Genomic DNA, 16,230 nt, shown 5'->3' on the forward strand with positions numbered 1-16,230 from the left:
GCCCTCGCCGCCAGGTCCCTTCCCCGCGCGTTCGTACCTTGTGTCGTGCGTTCGAGGGGTAAAGGGTACGAACGCACGACCTACCCTACGATCCGGACAGCCGGCACGACCCACGACAACGCCGTCGGGCCGGAGCCCCCACGGGGAGGACCCGGCCCGACGGCGGAAGGATGCCCGGCGCTCAGCGCGCGGGGACGACGTTGACCTCGAGGGGGGCCACGACGTCGGCGTGCAGGCGCACGGAGGCGCTGTGACGGCCGGTCGACTTGATCGGCGGCACGACCTGGATCTTGCGGCGGTCGACGGCGGGGCCGCCGGCGGCCTTGACGGCGTCGGCCAGGGTCGCGGTGGTGATGGCGCCGAAGAGGCGGCCGTTGTCACCGGCGGTCGCGGAGACGGTCACAACGTTCTCCTGCAGCCAGGCGCGAGCGGTCTGGGCGTGCTCGAGGGACTCGATGGAGCGCTTGCGGCGCGCCTCGGCCATCTGGTCGATCTGGCGCTGGGCGCCCTTGGTCCACGGGGTGGCCAGCTTGCGGGGCAGGAGGTAGTTACGGGCGTAGCCGTCCTTGACCTCCACGACCTCGCCGGCGGAGCCGAGGTGGGAGACGTCGTGCGTGAGGATGAGCTTGGTGGTCATTGCGCGTGCCTCCGATCAGCGAGCCGAGCTCGAGTAGGGCAGCAGAGCCATCTCGCGGGCGTTCTTCACGGCCTTGGCGATCTTGCGCTGCTCCTGGACGGAGACGCCGGTGACGCGACGGGCGCGGATCTTGCCGCGGTCGGAGATGAACTTCCGCAGCGTGGCGGTGTCCTTGTAGTCGATGGTGCCGACCTTGATGGCCTTGACGGGGCTGACCTTCTTCTTCGGCTTGCGAAGTTGGGGCTTCGCCATGGTGGTACTCCTTGGTCTGAGCGCCTGGGCGCTCTACGAGATGAAAAGTGTTGTGTGAGGGAACGGGACGACGACGTCGCGGCTTTAGAACGGGGGCTCGTCACCGAAGGAGGTGGAGCCGCCCGTGGCCCACGGGTCGTCCGCGGCGCCGCCGGCGGGAGCGTTGTACCCGGACTGGCCCTGGCCGCCGAAGCCGCCACCGCCGTTGTAGCCGCCCTGCTGGGGGCCGCCCTGGTTGTATCCGCCCTGACCACCCTGGTTGCCGCCGAAGCCGCCGCCCTGGGGGCCGCCCTGACCTCCGCCGAAGCCACCCTGGCCGCCGCCGCGCGGCTGGCGGGTGACCTGGGCCTTGGCGTAGCGCAGGGAGGGACCGATCTCATCGACCTGCATCTCCACCACCGTGCGGTTCTCGCCCTCACGGGTGGTGTAGGAGCGCTGGACCAGCCGGCCCTGGACGATGACGCGCGTGCCCTTGGTCAGCGACTCGGCCACGTTCTCCGCGGCGTCGCGCCAGATCGAGCAGCGCATGAACAGGGTCTCCCCGTCCTTCCACTCGCCGGCCTGGCGGTCGAAGGTACGCGGCGTGGAGGCGACCGTGAAGGAGGCCACCGCTGCCCCGGAGGGCGTGAAGCGCATCTCGGGGTCCGCGGTGAGGTTCCCGACGACGGTGATGATGGTGTCTCCGGCCATGGCGTTGTCTCCGTTCCCGGTAGAGGCTCAGGCCTCGGGACGCAGCAGCTTGGTGCGCAGGACAGTCTCGTTGAGGCCGAGCTGGCGGTCGAGCTCCTGGGCGATCTCGGGCGTGGTGGTCATGTCCACGACGGCGTAGAAGCCCTCGGACTTCTTCTTGATGTCGTAGGCCAGCCGGCGCTTGCCCCAGATGTCGACCTTGTCCACGGTGCCCCCGTTGCTGGGGACGACCTGCAGCAGCTTCTCGAGCGTCGCGTTGGCGGTGCGCTCGTCCGTCTCGGGGTCGAGGATGATCATGATCTCGTAGTGACGCATGCTTGGTACCCACCTCCTCTGGTCTGTGGCGGTCACGGTCCTTCCGTGACAGGAGGGTGATGCGTGCGGCGCACCATCTGACGGAAACAGGCTTCATTCCGCCTTCCGCCCAACGGCGCAGCCAGTTCGCCACATTACCGGACAACCGGGTGGCCCTGAAAGCCAAGACGGTGGGCCGACGACGTGCCATGCAACACGTCGTCGGCCCACCGTCAGGTGCCCACGGGAGAGCGGAGGTCAGCCGTAGGGCAGCGAGGCGCTAAAGGACGCCCTGGTCGCGGTTGTTGCCGCCTTGGCCACCGCCGCCTTGGTCTCCGCCTTGACCGCCGCCGCCTTGGCCACCGTTACCTTGGCCGCCGCCTTGGTCTCCGCCTTGACCGCCGCCGCCTTGGCCACCGTTGCCGTTCTGGTCGCCACCGATGCCGTCCCGACCGTCTTCACTCGGCTTCTTCTGGGAGTCCGATGGCTCGGTCTTGTTCCCCTCAGGCTGCGGGGTGCCCTGCGGCGTCGGCTCGGCGGTGGGCTGCTGGGTGGGGGGAGCAGTCGCCTCCGGCGGAGCGGTGGGGGTCGCAGTCGCCTCCTCCTCCGGCTCACCGGTGGGCTTGGCGGTCTGAGGAGCCGTCCCGCCACGAGTGGCCAGCAGCTCGGCCGGCGCCGGGAACTTCTCGACCTCAAGCCCCTCATGGGCGACATTCATGTAGTTGATGAAGATGTCCGCCGGGTAGGTCGAGCCGGTGATCTCCTCGTACTCGCCCCAGGGCTCGATCGACTCCTCCGAGCCGTCCGTTCCCGACTGGTAGAGGGTGACCGCGGTGACCACCTGCGGGGTGAAGCCCACGAACTGGGCGGACTTGTTGTCCGACGACGATCCGGTCTTCGCGGCGACCGGGCGATCCATCTGGGCGGCTACCTTGTCCGCACTGCCGTTCGGGCCGGAGACGACCTGCTGGAGGGCGTAGGTCGTGTCCGCCATGACGTCCTCATCGAACTCGCGATGCCCCTTGGTGTCGGCCGTGTAGCGGTCCGTGCCGTCGGGGTTCTTGAGGGAGGCCACGATGTGGGTGTCGTGCCGGATGCCCTGCGAGGCGAAGGTGGAGTAGGCCGTCGCAATGTCGATCGTGTGCGGGGAGGCCGACCCGAGCACGTTCTGGACGAGCATGCGCTGCTCGGGGGTCTTCAGGCCCTCGGTTTTCTCCGGATAGCCGGCGCGGTTCGCCACCTTGGCGGTGACCCCTTTCTGATCCTGCAAATCCGGGGCATTCAAGAGCTCCTGATTGAGCTGGAGGTAGGGGGTGTTGAGCGACTGCTCCGTTGCCTGAGTGAGGCTGGCCCACTTCAGGGAGACGTTCTTGAAGTTCTGGAACTCGTGGCCCTCAATGGTCATCGGCGAGGTGGCCGGATAACCGCTGTCCAAGGACCACCCGTTCTCCAGGGCGGCCACCAGCGCGAAGGGCTTGAAGGTGGAGCCGGCCTGTGCAATGGCGTCAGTCGAGGTGTTGACCTGACTGATCAGGTAGTCCTCACCCCCGTAGAGAGCCAGCAGACCACCCGTCTTGGGGTCGATGGACACCAATGCTTTGCGCAGGTTCGGGGAGGCGCCCGGAGGCAGGGAGTGGACCGCGTTGACGGCGGCCTCCTGGTCCTTCTGGTTGATCGTGGTGACGATCTTGAAGCCGCCGGTGTCGATCTGCTCCGGCGAGATCTTGGCCTTGTTCTCAAGCTCGGCACGCACCATCTGCAGCAGGTAGCCGTTGGTGCCGGCGTAGACCTGCTTGGTCTGGGACTCCTTGACGTCCGGCATACCCGTCTGCTTGGCCTCGTTGTACTGAGCCTGGGTGATGTAGCCGTCGTCGAGCATGAACTGCAGGACTCGTCCCCACCGTTCCTCGGCCTTCTTCGGGTTCTCGGCCGGGTCCCAAGCGCTGGGCGACGGCAGGATCCCCGCCAGGAGCGCGGCCTCCGAGGGGCTCATGTCCTTGGCGGGATGGTGGAAGAAGGCCTGCGAGGCGGCCTCGATGCCATAGGCGCCACGACCGTAGTAGACCGTGTTGAGGTAGTCGCCCAGGATCTCCTTCTTGGGCTTCTCCCGGTCGATCTTGATGGCCATGATGGCCTGCTTGAACTTGCCGGAGTAGGAGCTGGTCGTGTCGACGTAGTAGTTCTTCACGTACTGCTGCGTCAGGGTCGAGGCTCCCTGGGTGTCACCTCCGCGCAGGTTGTTGACCAGGGCGCGCGCGATGCCCTTGGGGTCGACGCCCTTGTTGGAGTAGAAGGAGCGGTCCTCAGAGGCCACCACCGCGTTACCCACATAGTCCGGCAGGGTAGAGGCATCCACGGACTGCCGGTTGATCTCGGCGAACTTCCCCATCTCCGTGGTTCCGTCGGCGTAGTAGACCGTGCTGCTCTGAGCCAGCGCGAACTCACTGGGCTTGGGCACCTTGATGGTGTTGTAGGCCCACATGAAGGCGCCGACGGTGCTGAGCACCCCCAGCAGGAAGGCGCCCAGGACGAACCGCCAGCTGGGGATCCAGCGGTGGATCTTCCCCTTGCCGGCGCGGGGGTAGTTGAAGAAACGGCGCTTGCGCCCCGAGGCGGCGTCCTTGGAACGCTCGGCCGTCGACCGCTTGCGCCCCTTGCCGGGCTTCTTACCAGCCCCTGAGACCCTGCTCAGGGACTGCCGACCGGCGTTGGCCACCTGGGTCAGCTTGTTGCCGACGGGGCGGCTGGGTCCGCTCCCACTCGTGCCTTCTGCCACGCGCTCCTCGTTTCGGTTGACTGTCATGGAGGTGACTGGGTGCCGCGACGGCGCGGGGGATAACGCTCCGGTTGCGACATGAGGTCCTCATCATGACCGATGTTGGCTGCTGGCGCCGACTCACAGACCGGTCACCGTCCAGCAGGACCGCCGACGGCGATCGGGAGTGATCGCTGCGGACAGGCCGCATTGGGCGCCGACATGCGTCCAGTATGGGGGAACACGGGCCAGTGATGGTAGCGATACGGACCTGGGAACCAGCCATGACGCCGCCGACTCACGTTATCGCGTTGTCACCTAAATCGGCCTGAACAGTGCACTCATGCGCTTTGAGGGCCGTAGACAACGCAGCAGGGACCAGAATGTGAGTTGGCGCCCAGCCGGCAACGAAGCACACCGAAAACGGCCGGTATCAACCAGGACGATGGTCCCCGGCTGCTGGTGAGACACTGACCTCAATCCTCCCGCTAGGTCAGTTTCGCGTCTCGGCTCCTCGTCCGCTCGAGGAGCGCCACCCCTCACCCGTTCCGCCCAACCGGGGAGATCCTTCATGGACGCCAGCACAGCCCTTCAGACCCTCAGCATCATCCTTCAAGTCGCCATCATCCTCACCTGCCTCATCATCGGGGCGAAGAAGGGCGGGATCGCCCTCGGTCTCATCGCTGGGATCGGCCTGCTGGTCCTCGTCTTCGGCTTCCGCCTGGAGCCGGGCGAGGCTCCGGTCGACGTCATCCTCACTATCCTGGCCGTCATCGGCTGCGCGGCCACCCTCCAGCAGTCTGGCGGCCTGGACGTCATGATGCAGGTGGCCGAACGGGTCCTGCGTCGACATCCCGAGCAGATCACCATCCTGGGCCCCTGCGTCACCTGGTTCCTCACCGTCCTGTGCGGGACCGGCCACGTCGTCTACACGATGCTCCCGATCATCGCGGACATCGCCATCAAGAAGAACATCCGACCCGAACGCCCTATGGCCGCCTCCTCGGTCGCCGCCCAGATGGGCATCACCGCCTCACCGGTCTCGGTGGCCACGGTCTCCATCGTCTCCATCATCGCCAAGAACACCGATCGGCACTGGTCAGTCCTCCAGATCCTGGCGATCTCCATCCCGGCGTCGCTGTGCGGGGTCCTTCTGGCCGCCCTGTGGTCGATGCGCCGGGGCAAGAACCTGGACGAGGACGAGGAGTACCAGAAGCGCCTGGAGAACCCGGAGTTCCGCGCCACCGTCCACTCCAGCTCCGAGACCCTCATCGGCAAGGTGTTCCCGCCCCAGGCCTACCGCGCCACCTGGATCTTCCTGGGCGCCATGGAGCGCCTGAGCATGAACCTGGTCATCCAGATGGTCATGCTCGCCGCGGGGGCGCTCATCCTGCTGACCTGCAAGGTGGAGGCCGGCAAGATCGCCTCCACCGCCGTGTTCAAGGCGGGGGCCACCGCCATGTTCTCCATCTTCGGGGTCGCCTGGATGACCGAGACGGTCGTCCACGCCCACCTGGAGAGCCTGGAGCACAGCCTCTCGGGCGTCCTGTCCCAGCACGTGTGGATGTACGCCATCGTCCTGTTCATCATCGGCAAGCTGGTGAACTCCCAGGCGGCCGGCCTGCTCATCGTGGCCCCCATGGCCCTGTCACTCGGGGTGAGCCCGGTCGTCGTCGTAGGGTTCATCGGCGCCTCCTACGGGTACTTCATCCTGCCCACCTACCCCTCGGACCTGGCGGCGATCGGCTTCGACCCCACCGGCACCACCCACATCGGCAAGTACGTCATCAACCACTCCTTCCTGGTGCCGGGGCTCATCGGAGTGCTCACCTCCTGCGTCGTGGGCACCGCACTGTCCCAGATGCTGCTGTCCTGAGAGCTCGACGTCGTGCCGGTCGGTCGATGCGGCCGACCGTCGGGTGTGACGTCAAACACGCCGTCGAAGCCGTTCGTCTGGGCAGAACGTAACAGGAGCGTGTCATCGCGCTTGTCTAGGCTCGTGCCATGACAACTACAGACGCGGCCACCACTCCCGCCATCGCCCTGCGTTTGGAGCTGCTGGGACTCCCCGTTCCGGCACCGGTCAAGCAGAGTGAGGCGGACCGTCTCATGTCCCCGATTCTGGCTCGCCAGCGCGAGCTCTCCCGTCGGCTGGCTCACCGCCCCTGTGCCGCCGACCAGCGCATTCAGACCTTCCTCGACTCCTACCTGGAGGGCGCGGCCGTCACCCCGAGGCTGCCCCGCTCCACCTTCGTCCTGGACCAGCCGGGCCTGGCGCGGGCCCTGTCCCTGCCGGAGGACGCCACCAGCTTCACCTCCGACTACGTCGAGAGCTACCGGGTGCTCGGCGGCGTCCTGCACAACCCCCGCAACGACCGGCGCACCACCGCCGGCGTCTTCCACGTCGCCGAGGGCGGGCTGCCGATCCCCGATGACAAGATCGCCGTCCCACGCGATGTCTTCGCCCGCCTGCTGGCCCACGCCGTCGAGGCCCCCGAGGACCTGCTGACCCTGCCGTGGGCCTCCCGGCAGGAGGACCCGGCGCGCTGCTTCGTGTCCCTGCTGCTGCGCCCCGTCGTCGTGCCCAAGGTCCCCGGCTTCTCCGCCGAGCGCTCCATGGAGATCCGCTTCATCGCCCCCGGCGGCCTGGTCTCCAACCTGGACTTCGTCGAGGGCATCTTCGGCAACGGCGGCGACCCCTACCTGCCGGAGAACGACTCCTCCCTGGCCCCGGAGTCCTGGACCGGCCACACCGGCTGCGTCATCCTCGCCCCGCACCTGACCACCCTGACCAAGAAGGAGCTGGGCCTGCCCTCCTGGGAGGAGGCCACCGAGCGTCAGCGCCGCGACGGCCAGTGCTGGAAGGACGAGGCCGAGCTCTACAACGGCGGCAAGGCCTTCAAGTGCGTGGCTCGTGACGAGCGCGGCGTCATCGTCACCGTCATCGCGGACAACTACTTCGGCTACTGCAAGAAGGAGGTCAAGACCCAGATCGGGTACTCGGCCAACCTCTTCGGCTGCGTGGAGGAGGAGCACGCCGGCGGCGCCGTCGCCTACCCGCGCTACAACCTGGGCCAGGAGTACACCGACGTCCACACCCCCGAGGGCCTGACCCTCGAGCACGTCATCGAGCGCAACCCCGGCCGCTTCGAGGCGCGCCAGGACGGGTCCGCCGTCGTCGTGGCCGACCCCACCGTGGTGCTGGTGCCCGCCGGCGCCCGCTACTCGATGCGCAGCCAGACGATCACCTGGACCGGCCCCGACGGCCAGGAGGCCTCGATCCCGCTGCTCGTGGGCAACACCTACGTGGCCCCCAACGGCTACCGGGTCCACGCCAAGCACCGCGAGGGCGACGCCACCCAGTGGCACCTGGTGGGCACCGCCCCCTGGTCCACGCAGGCCCACAAGCCGGCCACCGTCTCCGGCGGCGGCAAGTCGGAGATCTCCAAGTCCCTCCTGGACGCCTTCGTCTTCGGTGAGGCCTACGTCGGCGACGTCGACGAGGACTTCGACGCCGTCCAGGCGATCCTGGACGGCAACTACGCCGACCGCTTCGTGGACCCGGCCAACAAGAGCGACAACCACCGCTCGATCCTCTCCGAGCGCCGCTCGCTGGGAAGCGTCATCAAGCTGCTGACGCCGTCGTCGATGTACACCGAGGAGTACAACGCCTTCCTGGAGTCGATCCCGGCCCACATCAAGGAGCTCGTCTTCACCGTCAAGCGCTTCTACCAGCCCAGCTGGGACCAGGACTGGCGCAGCCACTTCTCCGTGGGCATCATCAACGGCCGCAAGGGCAACTCCCTGCGCCTGGACGGTGAGGTCATCAAGGTCAACATGCTGCGCGTGGGCTTCGAGGACGACGGCGCCTGGCGCCTGCTGTCTCTGCGCCCGGACTTCTCTCCGGCTGCCAAGGTCCAGACCGAGGACGACATCACGGCCTCGATCGTGGCCCCCGGTGGCCTGGTCTCCACCCCGGACTCGCAGCTGTCGCGCAAGTTCGTCACCAACTGTGAGTCCCTGCTCTTCCAGCGGCCCGACGACGCGATCGTGCGCGGCTATGACAAGCAGACCGAGTCGGACATGTCCGATCCGCAGGCGGACCTGTTCATCTCCAACTTCCAGCCGCTGACGCCCGCTGACGCACGGGCGATGGCCGCCGACGCCCCCGGTCTGTCCCGCTTCACCCAGCCCATGCAGGACCTGGTGGCCCGCGCCGCCGCCCTGCCCGAGGCCGAGGACCCCGCCGAGGAGACCTACTGGGTCTCCACGGCCGACCCGCGCCTGGTCAACGAGGCCCCTACCAAGAACCCCCGCTACCTCCAGGTGCGTCCCGACATCGCCAACCCGAAGGACGTGGCGCTGGCGGACCTGACCAACCACCTCTTCCGGGATCTTCCCCTGGACGAGGCGCTGCGCCACAGCGTCGACGTCGTCGCCGCCGGGCGCCGCAACAACCCGCCCGAGGACGGGGTTCCGCCGCTGTGCGCCTACAACCCGCTGCACTACATGGAGCTGCCCGAGCTGTTCATGGAGTTCATCTCCTCCATGACCGGCAAGTCCCCCTCGACGACGGGCGCCGGTAGTGAGGGAGCGCTCACCAAGGCCCCGTTCAATGCGCTGCCGGCCATCTACGACCTCAACGCGGCCCTGCTGTCCTACGCCCTCAGCGGCTATGACGGCTGGCTGTCCTCGGCCGGCTATATCGGCCCGAAGGTGCAGGTGGCCCACGACATCTCGCTGCTCATCCCGGAGATCTTCTCGCGTATGAGTGCTGAGGAGCGCGACGCCCACCGCCTCGTCGAGGGCGGCTACCTCGAGCGCATCGAGGACTTCGAGTACGAGGGCCGCACCGTCCAGGCCTCGCGCCTGGGCTACCGCATGAACCAGGCCTTCGCCTCGACCTTCTTCGGCCGGATCTTCCTGCACCCCGACGTCGTCTTCACCGAGGAGATGCTGCGTCCCGAGCTGCAGGATGAGGCGGTCTTCGCCGACTCGGTGGACATCATCGTCACCACGCACAAGGTGGTGGCCGAGCACTACCGGGCCGACGGCTCCATCGAGTGGGCCGTGCCGCCACTGCGGGCCCTGCTGGAGATCATGATCGACGGCACCTCCCGTGAGGGCTGGGACCTGACGAGCCCGGAGTTCCGCGCCCTGTTCGAGCGGGAGAACATCCTGAGCTCGTCGTGGTATGCGGAGCGCCTGGACGCCAAGGTCGCACGCGACGCCCGTCAGGCCCAGCAGGCCATTGAGGACCTCACCCGCTTCTACACCGCGGAGAACAACGAGGAGGTCGTCGAGCGCCTCAACATCGAGGGGCGTTTGGCCGAGGCCCGCGCCTGGCTGGACAAGGTCAGCTCTCCGGCCTACCGCGAGCACCTCGTAGGCACGCTCGGCCTCCAGCCCTCGCTTGCCTGAGCGGCGTCGCGCCGGACCCGCACCGACTTCCCGCGGGCCCGGTCGCGCACCCACCCTCTCGCTGACGACGACGGAGCGCGTGTGGGGAACAGGAATCCTGTTCCCCACACGCGCTCCGTTCCTCACACTGCCTCTTCGTTCCGATGGAAGAGGCCTGACGGGCCGCCGGTCAGCCGACGTCGGCGTTGCCGGACAGGTGCCAGGTGGCGTTGGCCCAGGGGAAGACGTACTGCATGAGCACGTAGACGACTCCGGCGATGAGGATGAGCGACTCAATGGCCTTGAGCCACGCGGGACCCGGCAGGTGCCGCCAGATGAAGCCGTACATCAGTTGACCCCCGGGTCGTTGAGCACGGACTCCGGACGACCCTCGGAGCGATCCATCCAGTAGGCGAACTTCGCGTGGACGATCCAGCGCAGGTCATTACCGAACTCACCGGCGGTCGATCCGTGGCAGGTGGTCAGTGTGATGTACCGGTCCGTGGGCTGGGCGTCCGGCTGGTTGGGGACCGGGGCGATGACCTCGACCTGCTCGGGCTTGACGAGCTCGTGACCAGTCACCTTGAACACGTACCAGGTCTTGGCGGTGGAGACGATGATCTCGTCGCCCTCCTGGAGCAGGTCAATGCGGCGGAAGGAGTTGCCGTAGGTACGGCGGTGCCCGGCGATCGCGAAGTTACCGACCTCACCGAGCTGCTGGGTGTTGGTGTAGTGGCCCGCTGCGGCCTGGTCCAGAACGTCGGAGCCGGTGCCCTCCATGATGGGCATGTTGTTGTTGGTGACGCCGTACCACTTGGGGACGACGAGCATCCCGATGGTCTCCCCGTAGCCAACCTGCTCCATGACGGGCGGAGCGTCAGTGCGCTTCGTGCCCGCCTTCTGAGGCGACTGGACCTGCTTCTCGTGGAACTGCGTGGCCACCGCCTGCGCGCTGGCGTTGGCGTCAATGCCGGTCCACCACAGCTGCCAGCACAGGAAGAGGGCGACGACGAGGCCGGCGGTGATGAGCAGCTCACCGATTCCGGTCAAGGTGCCGTTGAAGATTCGGACAGCACGACTCTGGCCGGGTGCTCGGTGTCGCACAAGACCTCCTCTAGTCATCGCCCCTCCTCAGAATTGGGACATCATCAGGCTAGCGGCCAGTCTAAGGGGGTACACCCCCCACATGACCAGCCAGGAGTGGTGGACTCATCACAGGGCGCACCGCGAGGAAGCTTCACAGCATGTCCTAGGCTAGGCCCGGATGTATTTGCGGTGGTCTCATGCCACCATCCCCAACCAGTGAGGAGACCCAGGGTGGCCTTGGAGAAGAAGTCCACAGCGGACGACGCCGACAAGAGCTCGGAGAAGGTCTCGAAGAAGAGCTCTGAGAAGAACAGCGCAAAGAGCGCTGAGAAGGACAAGGGCTCGACGAAGGACTCTGCCGCCTCTGAGAAGACGGAGAAGAAGAGCAAGGCGGACAAGGGTTCGAAGAAGAGTTCGTCGTCGAAGAAGAAGCACCCTGAGCGCTCCGGCAACCCGGCCAAGGCCGCCAAGGCCCTCGAGGAGGAGTCGCGCGCCGCAGCGAACCGGGTCTCACGCACCCCCAAGAAGATCAAGGACACCGCCTCACCGCGCTGGTACGCCCCCACCATGGTGACGCTCCTGGTCATCGGGCTGCTGTGGGTTGTCACCACCTACCTCTTCCAGGGCAAGTACCCGCTGCCCTACTTCGTCGAGCACCATGTCGGCGACTGGCTGTTCAACGGCAACCTCTACATCGGCTTCCTCATCATGATGTCAGGCTTCCTCGGCCTGCTGCGCTGGAAGTGACAGTTTCAGACACTCCCGCGATCAGGCATCCGCGTCAGGCCCCCGAGCACCGGCTCGGGGGCCTTGTCGTGTCGTCTCGCCCCTGGGGATCTCCGGGCCCCGGCGTCCAGACGTGCGAGGTACTGACGAGGCGGGTTGAGCCGGTGGGCAGGGGTGCTTGATCGCATCGTCGAGGGGCCCGTACCGAGGAGGGGAACCGGGCTGGAGCCACTGAGTGTCCCCACGGCCTTGCGGGCATGGGCTCGGCCCGCGTCTCCTTTCTCCCCAGGTCGCCTGTGGATCCGTGGACAACCGACTCCCCACAACCCACGCCGACTTTCCCCATGTGTGGACACACCTGTGGATAACTACACGCTTGTGTTTCCACACCTGTGTCCACAGATGTGGATGAACCACAGGGATGTTCTTTCAGCCTTGTCATTCATGGCCGCACGGGCTGCTCGGTGCTTCTCAGGGGCGGTGCATCTCGTGTGCTGTCTCCTCACGTGGGAGAGATGTGGGTGTCATGCCTTCTGAGGCACTCGCTGGGAGGGGAGGCCGGGGCAGGCTGGTGGTCCAGGAGGCGAGGGCGGGGCCGAAGGGAAGAGGTCTGGCAGGTCCTGGCAGGTCGCTGGTGTCCACAGCGCTGACATTAACCCCGAATCGGGGCTGAACGACTAGGAAGAACCGCAGGATTCCAACGATCTCAGCTGGGCGCGCTGACGCCGGGCCAGCTAATGTCAGCGTTGTGGACACCGGGCCGCGCAGGAGTGAGTCCGGGGTTCTTGCGGCAGAGCCCAGCGCCTCCGTCACAGGTCCGCCCCCACCGCTCCCTGCCCGCTGTCTACACAGGGTCCCGGTGGTCATGGTTCGACGCCGGGTCCGCCCCGAGTCGGCGTGAGTCGGCCTGCTCCACGAGGGTCGGGATCCACTGACCAAGGGTTGTGCGTACTGCACGAAGGCCCCACCTACCCTCAGTACCCCCGACCCTCGACCAGTAACACCCACCCCTCGTGCAGTGCACCCAGCCGACGCCGGAAGCCACCACAGTGACCGGGCCAGCCACTTCGACAGGCCGAAGCAGCAGCTCTCCCATCTCTCTCCCATCTGGCGGACGCACCCAACCGGTGTCTTGAGACGTCATGACATCCGAAACTCTCAGAAGTCATGAGACAACACAGGGGCGGTGCGTCTCAGGAGAGGAGGGCCCGAAGCAGATCGAGCCCCACCAGAACCACCGCGACCGCAACGGTTCCAGCGATCCCCACGACCTGCCGCTTCCCCCGTGGCGCCCAGGCGTAGATCGCCGAGACGATCCCTCCAACGACAAGCCCACCGAGGTGCCCCTGCCAGGAGATGTTGGCCCCCAGGAAGGAGATGACGGCATTGACCGCCACCAGCGCCACGATTCCCGAGGTGTCTCGCCCAAAGCGCCGTTGCACGATGAACATGGCCGAGAACAGGCCGAAGACCGCTCCCGAGGCGCCCACCGTCAGCGTGAGCCAGGACTCCGTGTCCGGCCAGGAGAGCCAGTAGATCATCGTCGAGCCGCCCAGGGCGCTGAGCAGGTAGACGCAGGTGAAGCGCCACCGCCCGAGCACCGGTTCAAGAGCACCGCCCAGCACCCACAGAGCCCACATGTTGAAGCCGAGATGCATGTAGTTCGCATGCAGGAAGGCGGTGGTCAGGAACCGCCAGGGCTCGGAGGCGGCCAGTGCCGGCACGAAGCCCAGGCGGAGCTCCAGCGACTGCATCGTCACCTCGGGGATGAGGACTTGAAGCGCGTAGACGACGACGCACAGGCCGACGAGGATCTTGGTGACCAGGGCCCCGGAGGTGACGTTCCCGCCCAGCAGCGTGCGCGCCTGACGTCGGCCGGCCTGAGACTGACGAGCACAGTCCACGCAGTGGACCCCCACCGAGCTGGGCACCTGGCAGGCGGGACAGGTGGGTCGGTCGCAGCGCTGGCAGCGCACGTAGGCCACCGTGCCCGGGTGCCGCGGGCACACCGGCGGTGCCTGCTGCGGAAACGAGTTCGTCGAGGTCATCGGATGCTCCTGTGCGGACGATCGGGGCTTGAGCGGGTTGGGACGGGTGAACCGGATACGACGACGCCGCCGGGACGCGGGTCCCAGCGGCGTCACAGAGGCGAATCACACCTGATTCCGGTGCTTCGGTAGCGGTGCGGTGGGTGACCCCTCGTTGCTGAGCGGCCACCCCATGCCCTCGTGGAAACTACTCGGTGATGTCCACCGAGGTGATGATGACGTCCTGCACCGGGCGGTCACGCGGGTCGGTCTCCACAGCGGAGATCGCGTCGACGACGGCGCGGGAGGCCTCGTCGGTGACGGCACCGAAGATCGTGTGCTTGCCCTGGAGCCACTCGGTGGGGGCGGTGGTGATGAAGAACTGCGAGCCGTTGGTGCCCTTGCCCAGGCGGCGGCCGGCGTTGGCCATGGCCAGGACGTAGGGGGCGGCGAAGGTCAGGGAGGCATCGATCTCGTCGTCGAAGACGTAGCCGGGTCCTCCGGTACCGTCACCCAGCGGGTCGCCTCCCTGGATCATGAAACCGGGGATGACACGGTGGAAGATGACGTTGTCGTACAGCGGGGCGTGGGACTCCGCGCCGGTGCGTGGATCCGTCCACGCCTTCTGGCCGGTGGCCAGCCCCACGAAGTTGGAGACGGTCTCAGGAGCCTGCTCGGGGTAGAGCTCCAGGCGGATGTCACCGAGGTTGGTGTGAAGAGTCGCTTCCATGAGTGACATGGTGGCACGGTCGCGGGCCCATCGGCATGAACCCCTCAGTGGTGTGCGGTGCTGTTCACCCCAGGCAAAACGTCTGGACATCGTGTAGGCCAGGCCGCGCCGGGGTGCGACCATTGGTGCACGTTGCACAACGACCGTCTGTATCCGTTTCCAACCTGGGAGGCAACCATGTCCTGCCTGACGAAGACATGCTGCGACAAGAAGCTCGACACCACTCATCTGCGCAAGGAGGCAGCATCCCTTGCCGGATCCGTCGTCGGCCAGGCTGAGAAGGCCGCCCTGTGGGCTGCTCCGCACGTCAGCAAGGCCGCCGGGGGCGTGGCCCGCGCCGCCAAGGACGCACAGGAGCGTCTGGAGCCCGTGGTCCACGAGGCCCGCTACCGGGTTGTCGAGGACTACATCCCGCGTGCGCAGCGCGCCGCCGTGGCTGCCCAGGCTGCTGCAGGTACGGACGGTACCCTGACAGAGCGCGCCCAGCGCGTGGCTGTTGCCGCAAAGTCCGCCGCATTGGAGGTTCCCGTGAAGAAGCAGAAGAAGCACCGCGTGCTCAAGACCCTGGGTTGGCTCGCCGTCGCCGGCGCGGCCGCTGCCGGCGCCTACGTCGTGTGGCGTCGTAGCCAGCCCGTTGAGGACCCGTGGGCCGAGGAGTACTGGGCCGACTCCACCGAGGATGAGGCCGGCTACGGCATCAGCCCCGAGGACGCTCAGGCCTGACCGCCCCCTCTGAATTCACGACGGCGCCGCGCTGGCCATGACCCAGCGCGGCGCCGTCGTCGTTCCAGTCGTCATTGCCCGCCGCTGGGGCGCGACCGGTCTGAACCAGGAGGCCCCAGTGGCAAGGGCTGCCGATTCAGGCCCGATGACGGTGGACCCGGAATCCGGGGCCGATGTCGCCGGCCGGAATCATCTCAGCCAGGGAGGCGGGGTCGCTCAGTGAACTCGCCGCGATGAAACCGGTGATGGTGTCCACGCCGTAGTCGAGGAGCACCGGGTTGAGTGGCGTCGATGGCCCCACCAGGACGGTGTGCGCCTGGCGGGAGAGCTCGATGAGACGCGGCGCGGTCTTGTTGACGAAGCTCGATGAGGAGATGAAGACGAGGTCGCACTCGGGCAGGACGTACTCGCAGGCGCTGTCCGGCCAGTCGCCGGGCTGAAGGTTGCGCTCGAGGCAGATGTACTCGCCGGCGCCGGCCAGGGCGGCCTCGGCGAAGGGGAAGTGCCCGATGACTGCGACTCTCTTGCCGACGATCATCTCCCGGTAGGGGTCGAAGACCTGGCGCCAGGTCAGTCCCTCCCCGGTGGGTTCGAATCCGTTGGCCGCAGCCGTCTGCTCGCGCGAGTACCAGGAGTTGATGGCGGCCTGGCCGATGCTGGCCTCAGCCAGGTTCCAGGACTTCGCCAGGGCGCCGACGTCGCGCAGCGGCCGTCCGTCGAGCGGCCCGTCGTTGAGGGCCGGGCGGCTGCGCACATCCATGGTCCAGGCCGTGCCGACGCCGCCGGCGGAGTTGAGGACGCGGCTCCAGCGTGGCCCCTGTCCCGCTGTGCGCACGACGACGTCGTCGGGCAGTCCGTCAAGAAGCGCGTCGTAGATCTCCCAGGGTTGTGACATGACCTCATCCTTCTG

Annotated in this window: 14 protein-coding genes; 4 read left to right on the top strand and 10 right to left on the bottom strand. The window is 67.1% G+C overall.

Translation table 11 applies throughout. From position 1 onward, the window contains the following. Positions 1–181 precede the first annotated feature (181 nt). The 5 genes from rplI to AXE84_RS04890 form a co-directional block, all read right to left on the bottom strand. Complete coding sequence (gene rplI, locus AXE84_RS04870; RefSeq protein WP_003788450.1) at positions 182–637, bottom strand: 50S ribosomal protein L9; 456 nt, start codon at positions 635–637, stop codon at positions 182–184. 15 nt (positions 638–652) lie between these two features. Then, positions 653–889, bottom strand: coding sequence for a 30S ribosomal protein S18 (rpsR, locus tag AXE84_RS04875; protein ID WP_003783656.1), 237 nt, complete (start codon positions 887–889; stop codon positions 653–655). Between the two features lie 84 nt (positions 890–973). Continuing rightward, positions 974–1,579: a single-stranded DNA-binding protein gene (locus AXE84_RS04880; protein WP_060957059.1), complete on the bottom strand. Its 606-nt coding sequence runs from the start codon at positions 1,577–1,579 to the stop codon at positions 974–976. 27 nt (positions 1,580–1,606) lie between these two features. After that, positions 1,607–1,894 (bottom strand): 30S ribosomal protein S6, encoded by a 288-nt coding sequence (gene rpsF / locus AXE84_RS04885; protein ID WP_003788455.1) that lies wholly within the window; start codon positions 1,892–1,894, stop codon positions 1,607–1,609. 259 nt (positions 1,895–2,153) lie between these two features. Continuing rightward, on the bottom strand, positions 2,154–4,676 hold the full coding sequence (locus AXE84_RS04890) for a transglycosylase domain-containing protein (protein WP_236750162.1): 2,523 nt from the start codon (positions 4,674–4,676) through the stop codon (positions 2,154–2,156). Positions 4,677–5,199: 523 nt separating this feature from the next. Between AXE84_RS04890 and AXE84_RS04895 the strand changes: the two genes are divergently transcribed. Continuing rightward, positions 5,200–6,504: an anaerobic C4-dicarboxylate transporter gene (locus AXE84_RS04895; RefSeq protein WP_060957061.1), complete on the top strand. Its 1,305-nt coding sequence runs from the start codon at positions 5,200–5,202 to the stop codon at positions 6,502–6,504. A gap of 128 nt (positions 6,505–6,632) precedes the next feature. Continuing rightward, positions 6,633–10,049, top strand: a complete 3,417-nt coding sequence (locus tag AXE84_RS04900) for a hypothetical protein (RefSeq protein ID WP_060957062.1) — start codon at positions 6,633–6,635, stop codon at positions 10,047–10,049. Positions 10,050–10,218: 169 nt separating this feature from the next. Here the strand turns inward: AXE84_RS04900 and AXE84_RS12985 are convergent, their stop codons facing one another. Together AXE84_RS12985 and AXE84_RS04905 are read right to left on the bottom strand one after the other, a co-directional pair. Then, entirely contained in the window at positions 10,219–10,377 is a 159-nt protein-coding gene (locus AXE84_RS12985) for a hypothetical protein (protein WP_009406747.1), read from the bottom strand. Then, a complete protein-coding gene (locus AXE84_RS04905; protein WP_060957063.1) occupies positions 10,377–11,150 on the bottom strand; it encodes a class E sortase in 774 nt (257 codons plus the stop codon). Before AXE84_RS04905 ends, AXE84_RS12985 begins: the two co-directional genes overlap by 1 nt. Before the next feature lie 195 nt (positions 11,151–11,345). Between AXE84_RS04905 and AXE84_RS04910 the strand changes: the two genes are divergently transcribed. Then, on the top strand, positions 11,346–11,861 hold the full coding sequence (locus AXE84_RS04910; RefSeq protein ID WP_010612883.1) for a cell division protein CrgA: 516 nt from the start codon (positions 11,346–11,348) through the stop codon (positions 11,859–11,861). A gap of 1,172 nt (positions 11,862–13,033) precedes the next feature. Here AXE84_RS04910 and AXE84_RS04915 read toward each other — a convergent pair. Together AXE84_RS04915 and AXE84_RS04920 are read right to left on the bottom strand one after the other, a co-directional pair. After that, complete coding sequence (locus AXE84_RS04915; protein ID WP_060957064.1) at positions 13,034–13,888, bottom strand: rhomboid family intramembrane serine protease; 855 nt, start codon at positions 13,886–13,888, stop codon at positions 13,034–13,036. 187 nt (positions 13,889–14,075) lie between these two features. Further along, positions 14,076–14,597, bottom strand: a complete 522-nt coding sequence (locus AXE84_RS04920) for a peptidylprolyl isomerase (RefSeq protein ID WP_029316092.1) — start codon at positions 14,595–14,597, stop codon at positions 14,076–14,078. A 177-nt stretch (positions 14,598–14,774) separates the two neighbouring features. Between AXE84_RS04920 and AXE84_RS04925 the strand changes: the two genes are divergently transcribed. Then, the gene (locus AXE84_RS04925; protein WP_009406927.1) at positions 14,775–15,320 is read left to right on the top strand and encodes a hypothetical protein; all 546 of its coding nucleotides are present in this window, start codon (positions 14,775–14,777) and stop codon (positions 15,318–15,320) included. 136 nt (positions 15,321–15,456) lie between these two features. Here the strand turns inward: AXE84_RS04925 and AXE84_RS04930 are convergent, their stop codons facing one another. Further along, positions 15,457–16,215 carry a Rossmann-like domain-containing protein gene (locus AXE84_RS04930; RefSeq protein ID WP_060957065.1) on the bottom strand — a complete coding sequence of 253 codons (759 nt, stop codon included), beginning with the start codon at positions 16,213–16,215 and terminating at the stop codon, positions 15,457–15,459. Positions 16,216–16,230 lie beyond the last annotated feature (15 nt).

Origin of the sequence: Actinomyces oris (genome assembly GCF_001553935.1) — a bacterium.
Lineage (GTDB): Bacteria > Actinomycetota > Actinomycetes > Actinomycetales > Actinomycetaceae > Actinomyces > Actinomyces oris_A.

Bases quoted from the DNA above. Each gene is read 5' to 3' on its own strand.
- rplI (WP_003788450.1), bottom strand. From the start codon at position 637: ATGACCACCAAGCTCATCCTCACGCACGACGTCTCCCACCTCGGCTCC.
- rpsR (WP_003783656.1), bottom strand. From the start codon at position 889: ATGGCGAAGCCCCAACTTCGCAAGCCGAAGAAGAAGGTCAGCCCCGTC.
- AXE84_RS04880 (WP_060957059.1), bottom strand. From the start codon at position 1,579: ATGGCCGGAGACACCATCATCACCGTCGTCGGGAACCTCACCGCGGAC.
- rpsF (WP_003788455.1), bottom strand. From the start codon at position 1,894: ATGCGTCACTACGAGATCATGATCATCCTCGACCCCGAGACGGACGAG.
- AXE84_RS04890 (WP_236750162.1), bottom strand. From the start codon at position 4,676: ATGACAGTCAACCGAAACGAGGAGCGCGTGGCAGAAGGCACGAGTGGG.
- AXE84_RS04895 (WP_060957061.1), top strand. From the start codon at position 5,200: ATGGACGCCAGCACAGCCCTTCAGACCCTCAGCATCATCCTTCAAGTC.
- AXE84_RS04900 (WP_060957062.1), top strand. From the start codon at position 6,633: ATGACAACTACAGACGCGGCCACCACTCCCGCCATCGCCCTGCGTTTG.
- AXE84_RS12985 (WP_009406747.1), bottom strand. From the start codon at position 10,377: ATGTACGGCTTCATCTGGCGGCACCTGCCGGGTCCCGCGTGGCTCAAG.
- AXE84_RS04905 (WP_060957063.1), bottom strand. From the start codon at position 11,150: ATGACTAGAGGAGGTCTTGTGCGACACCGAGCACCCGGCCAGAGTCGT.
- AXE84_RS04915 (WP_060957064.1), bottom strand. From the start codon at position 13,888: ATGACCTCGACGAACTCGTTTCCGCAGCAGGCACCGCCGGTGTGCCCG.
- AXE84_RS04920 (WP_029316092.1), bottom strand. From the start codon at position 14,597: ATGGAAGCGACTCTTCACACCAACCTCGGTGACATCCGCCTGGAGCTC.
- AXE84_RS04925 (WP_009406927.1), top strand. From the start codon at position 14,775: ATGTCCTGCCTGACGAAGACATGCTGCGACAAGAAGCTCGACACCACT.
- AXE84_RS04930 (WP_060957065.1), bottom strand. From the start codon at position 16,215: ATGTCACAACCCTGGGAGATCTACGACGCGCTTCTTGACGGACTGCCC.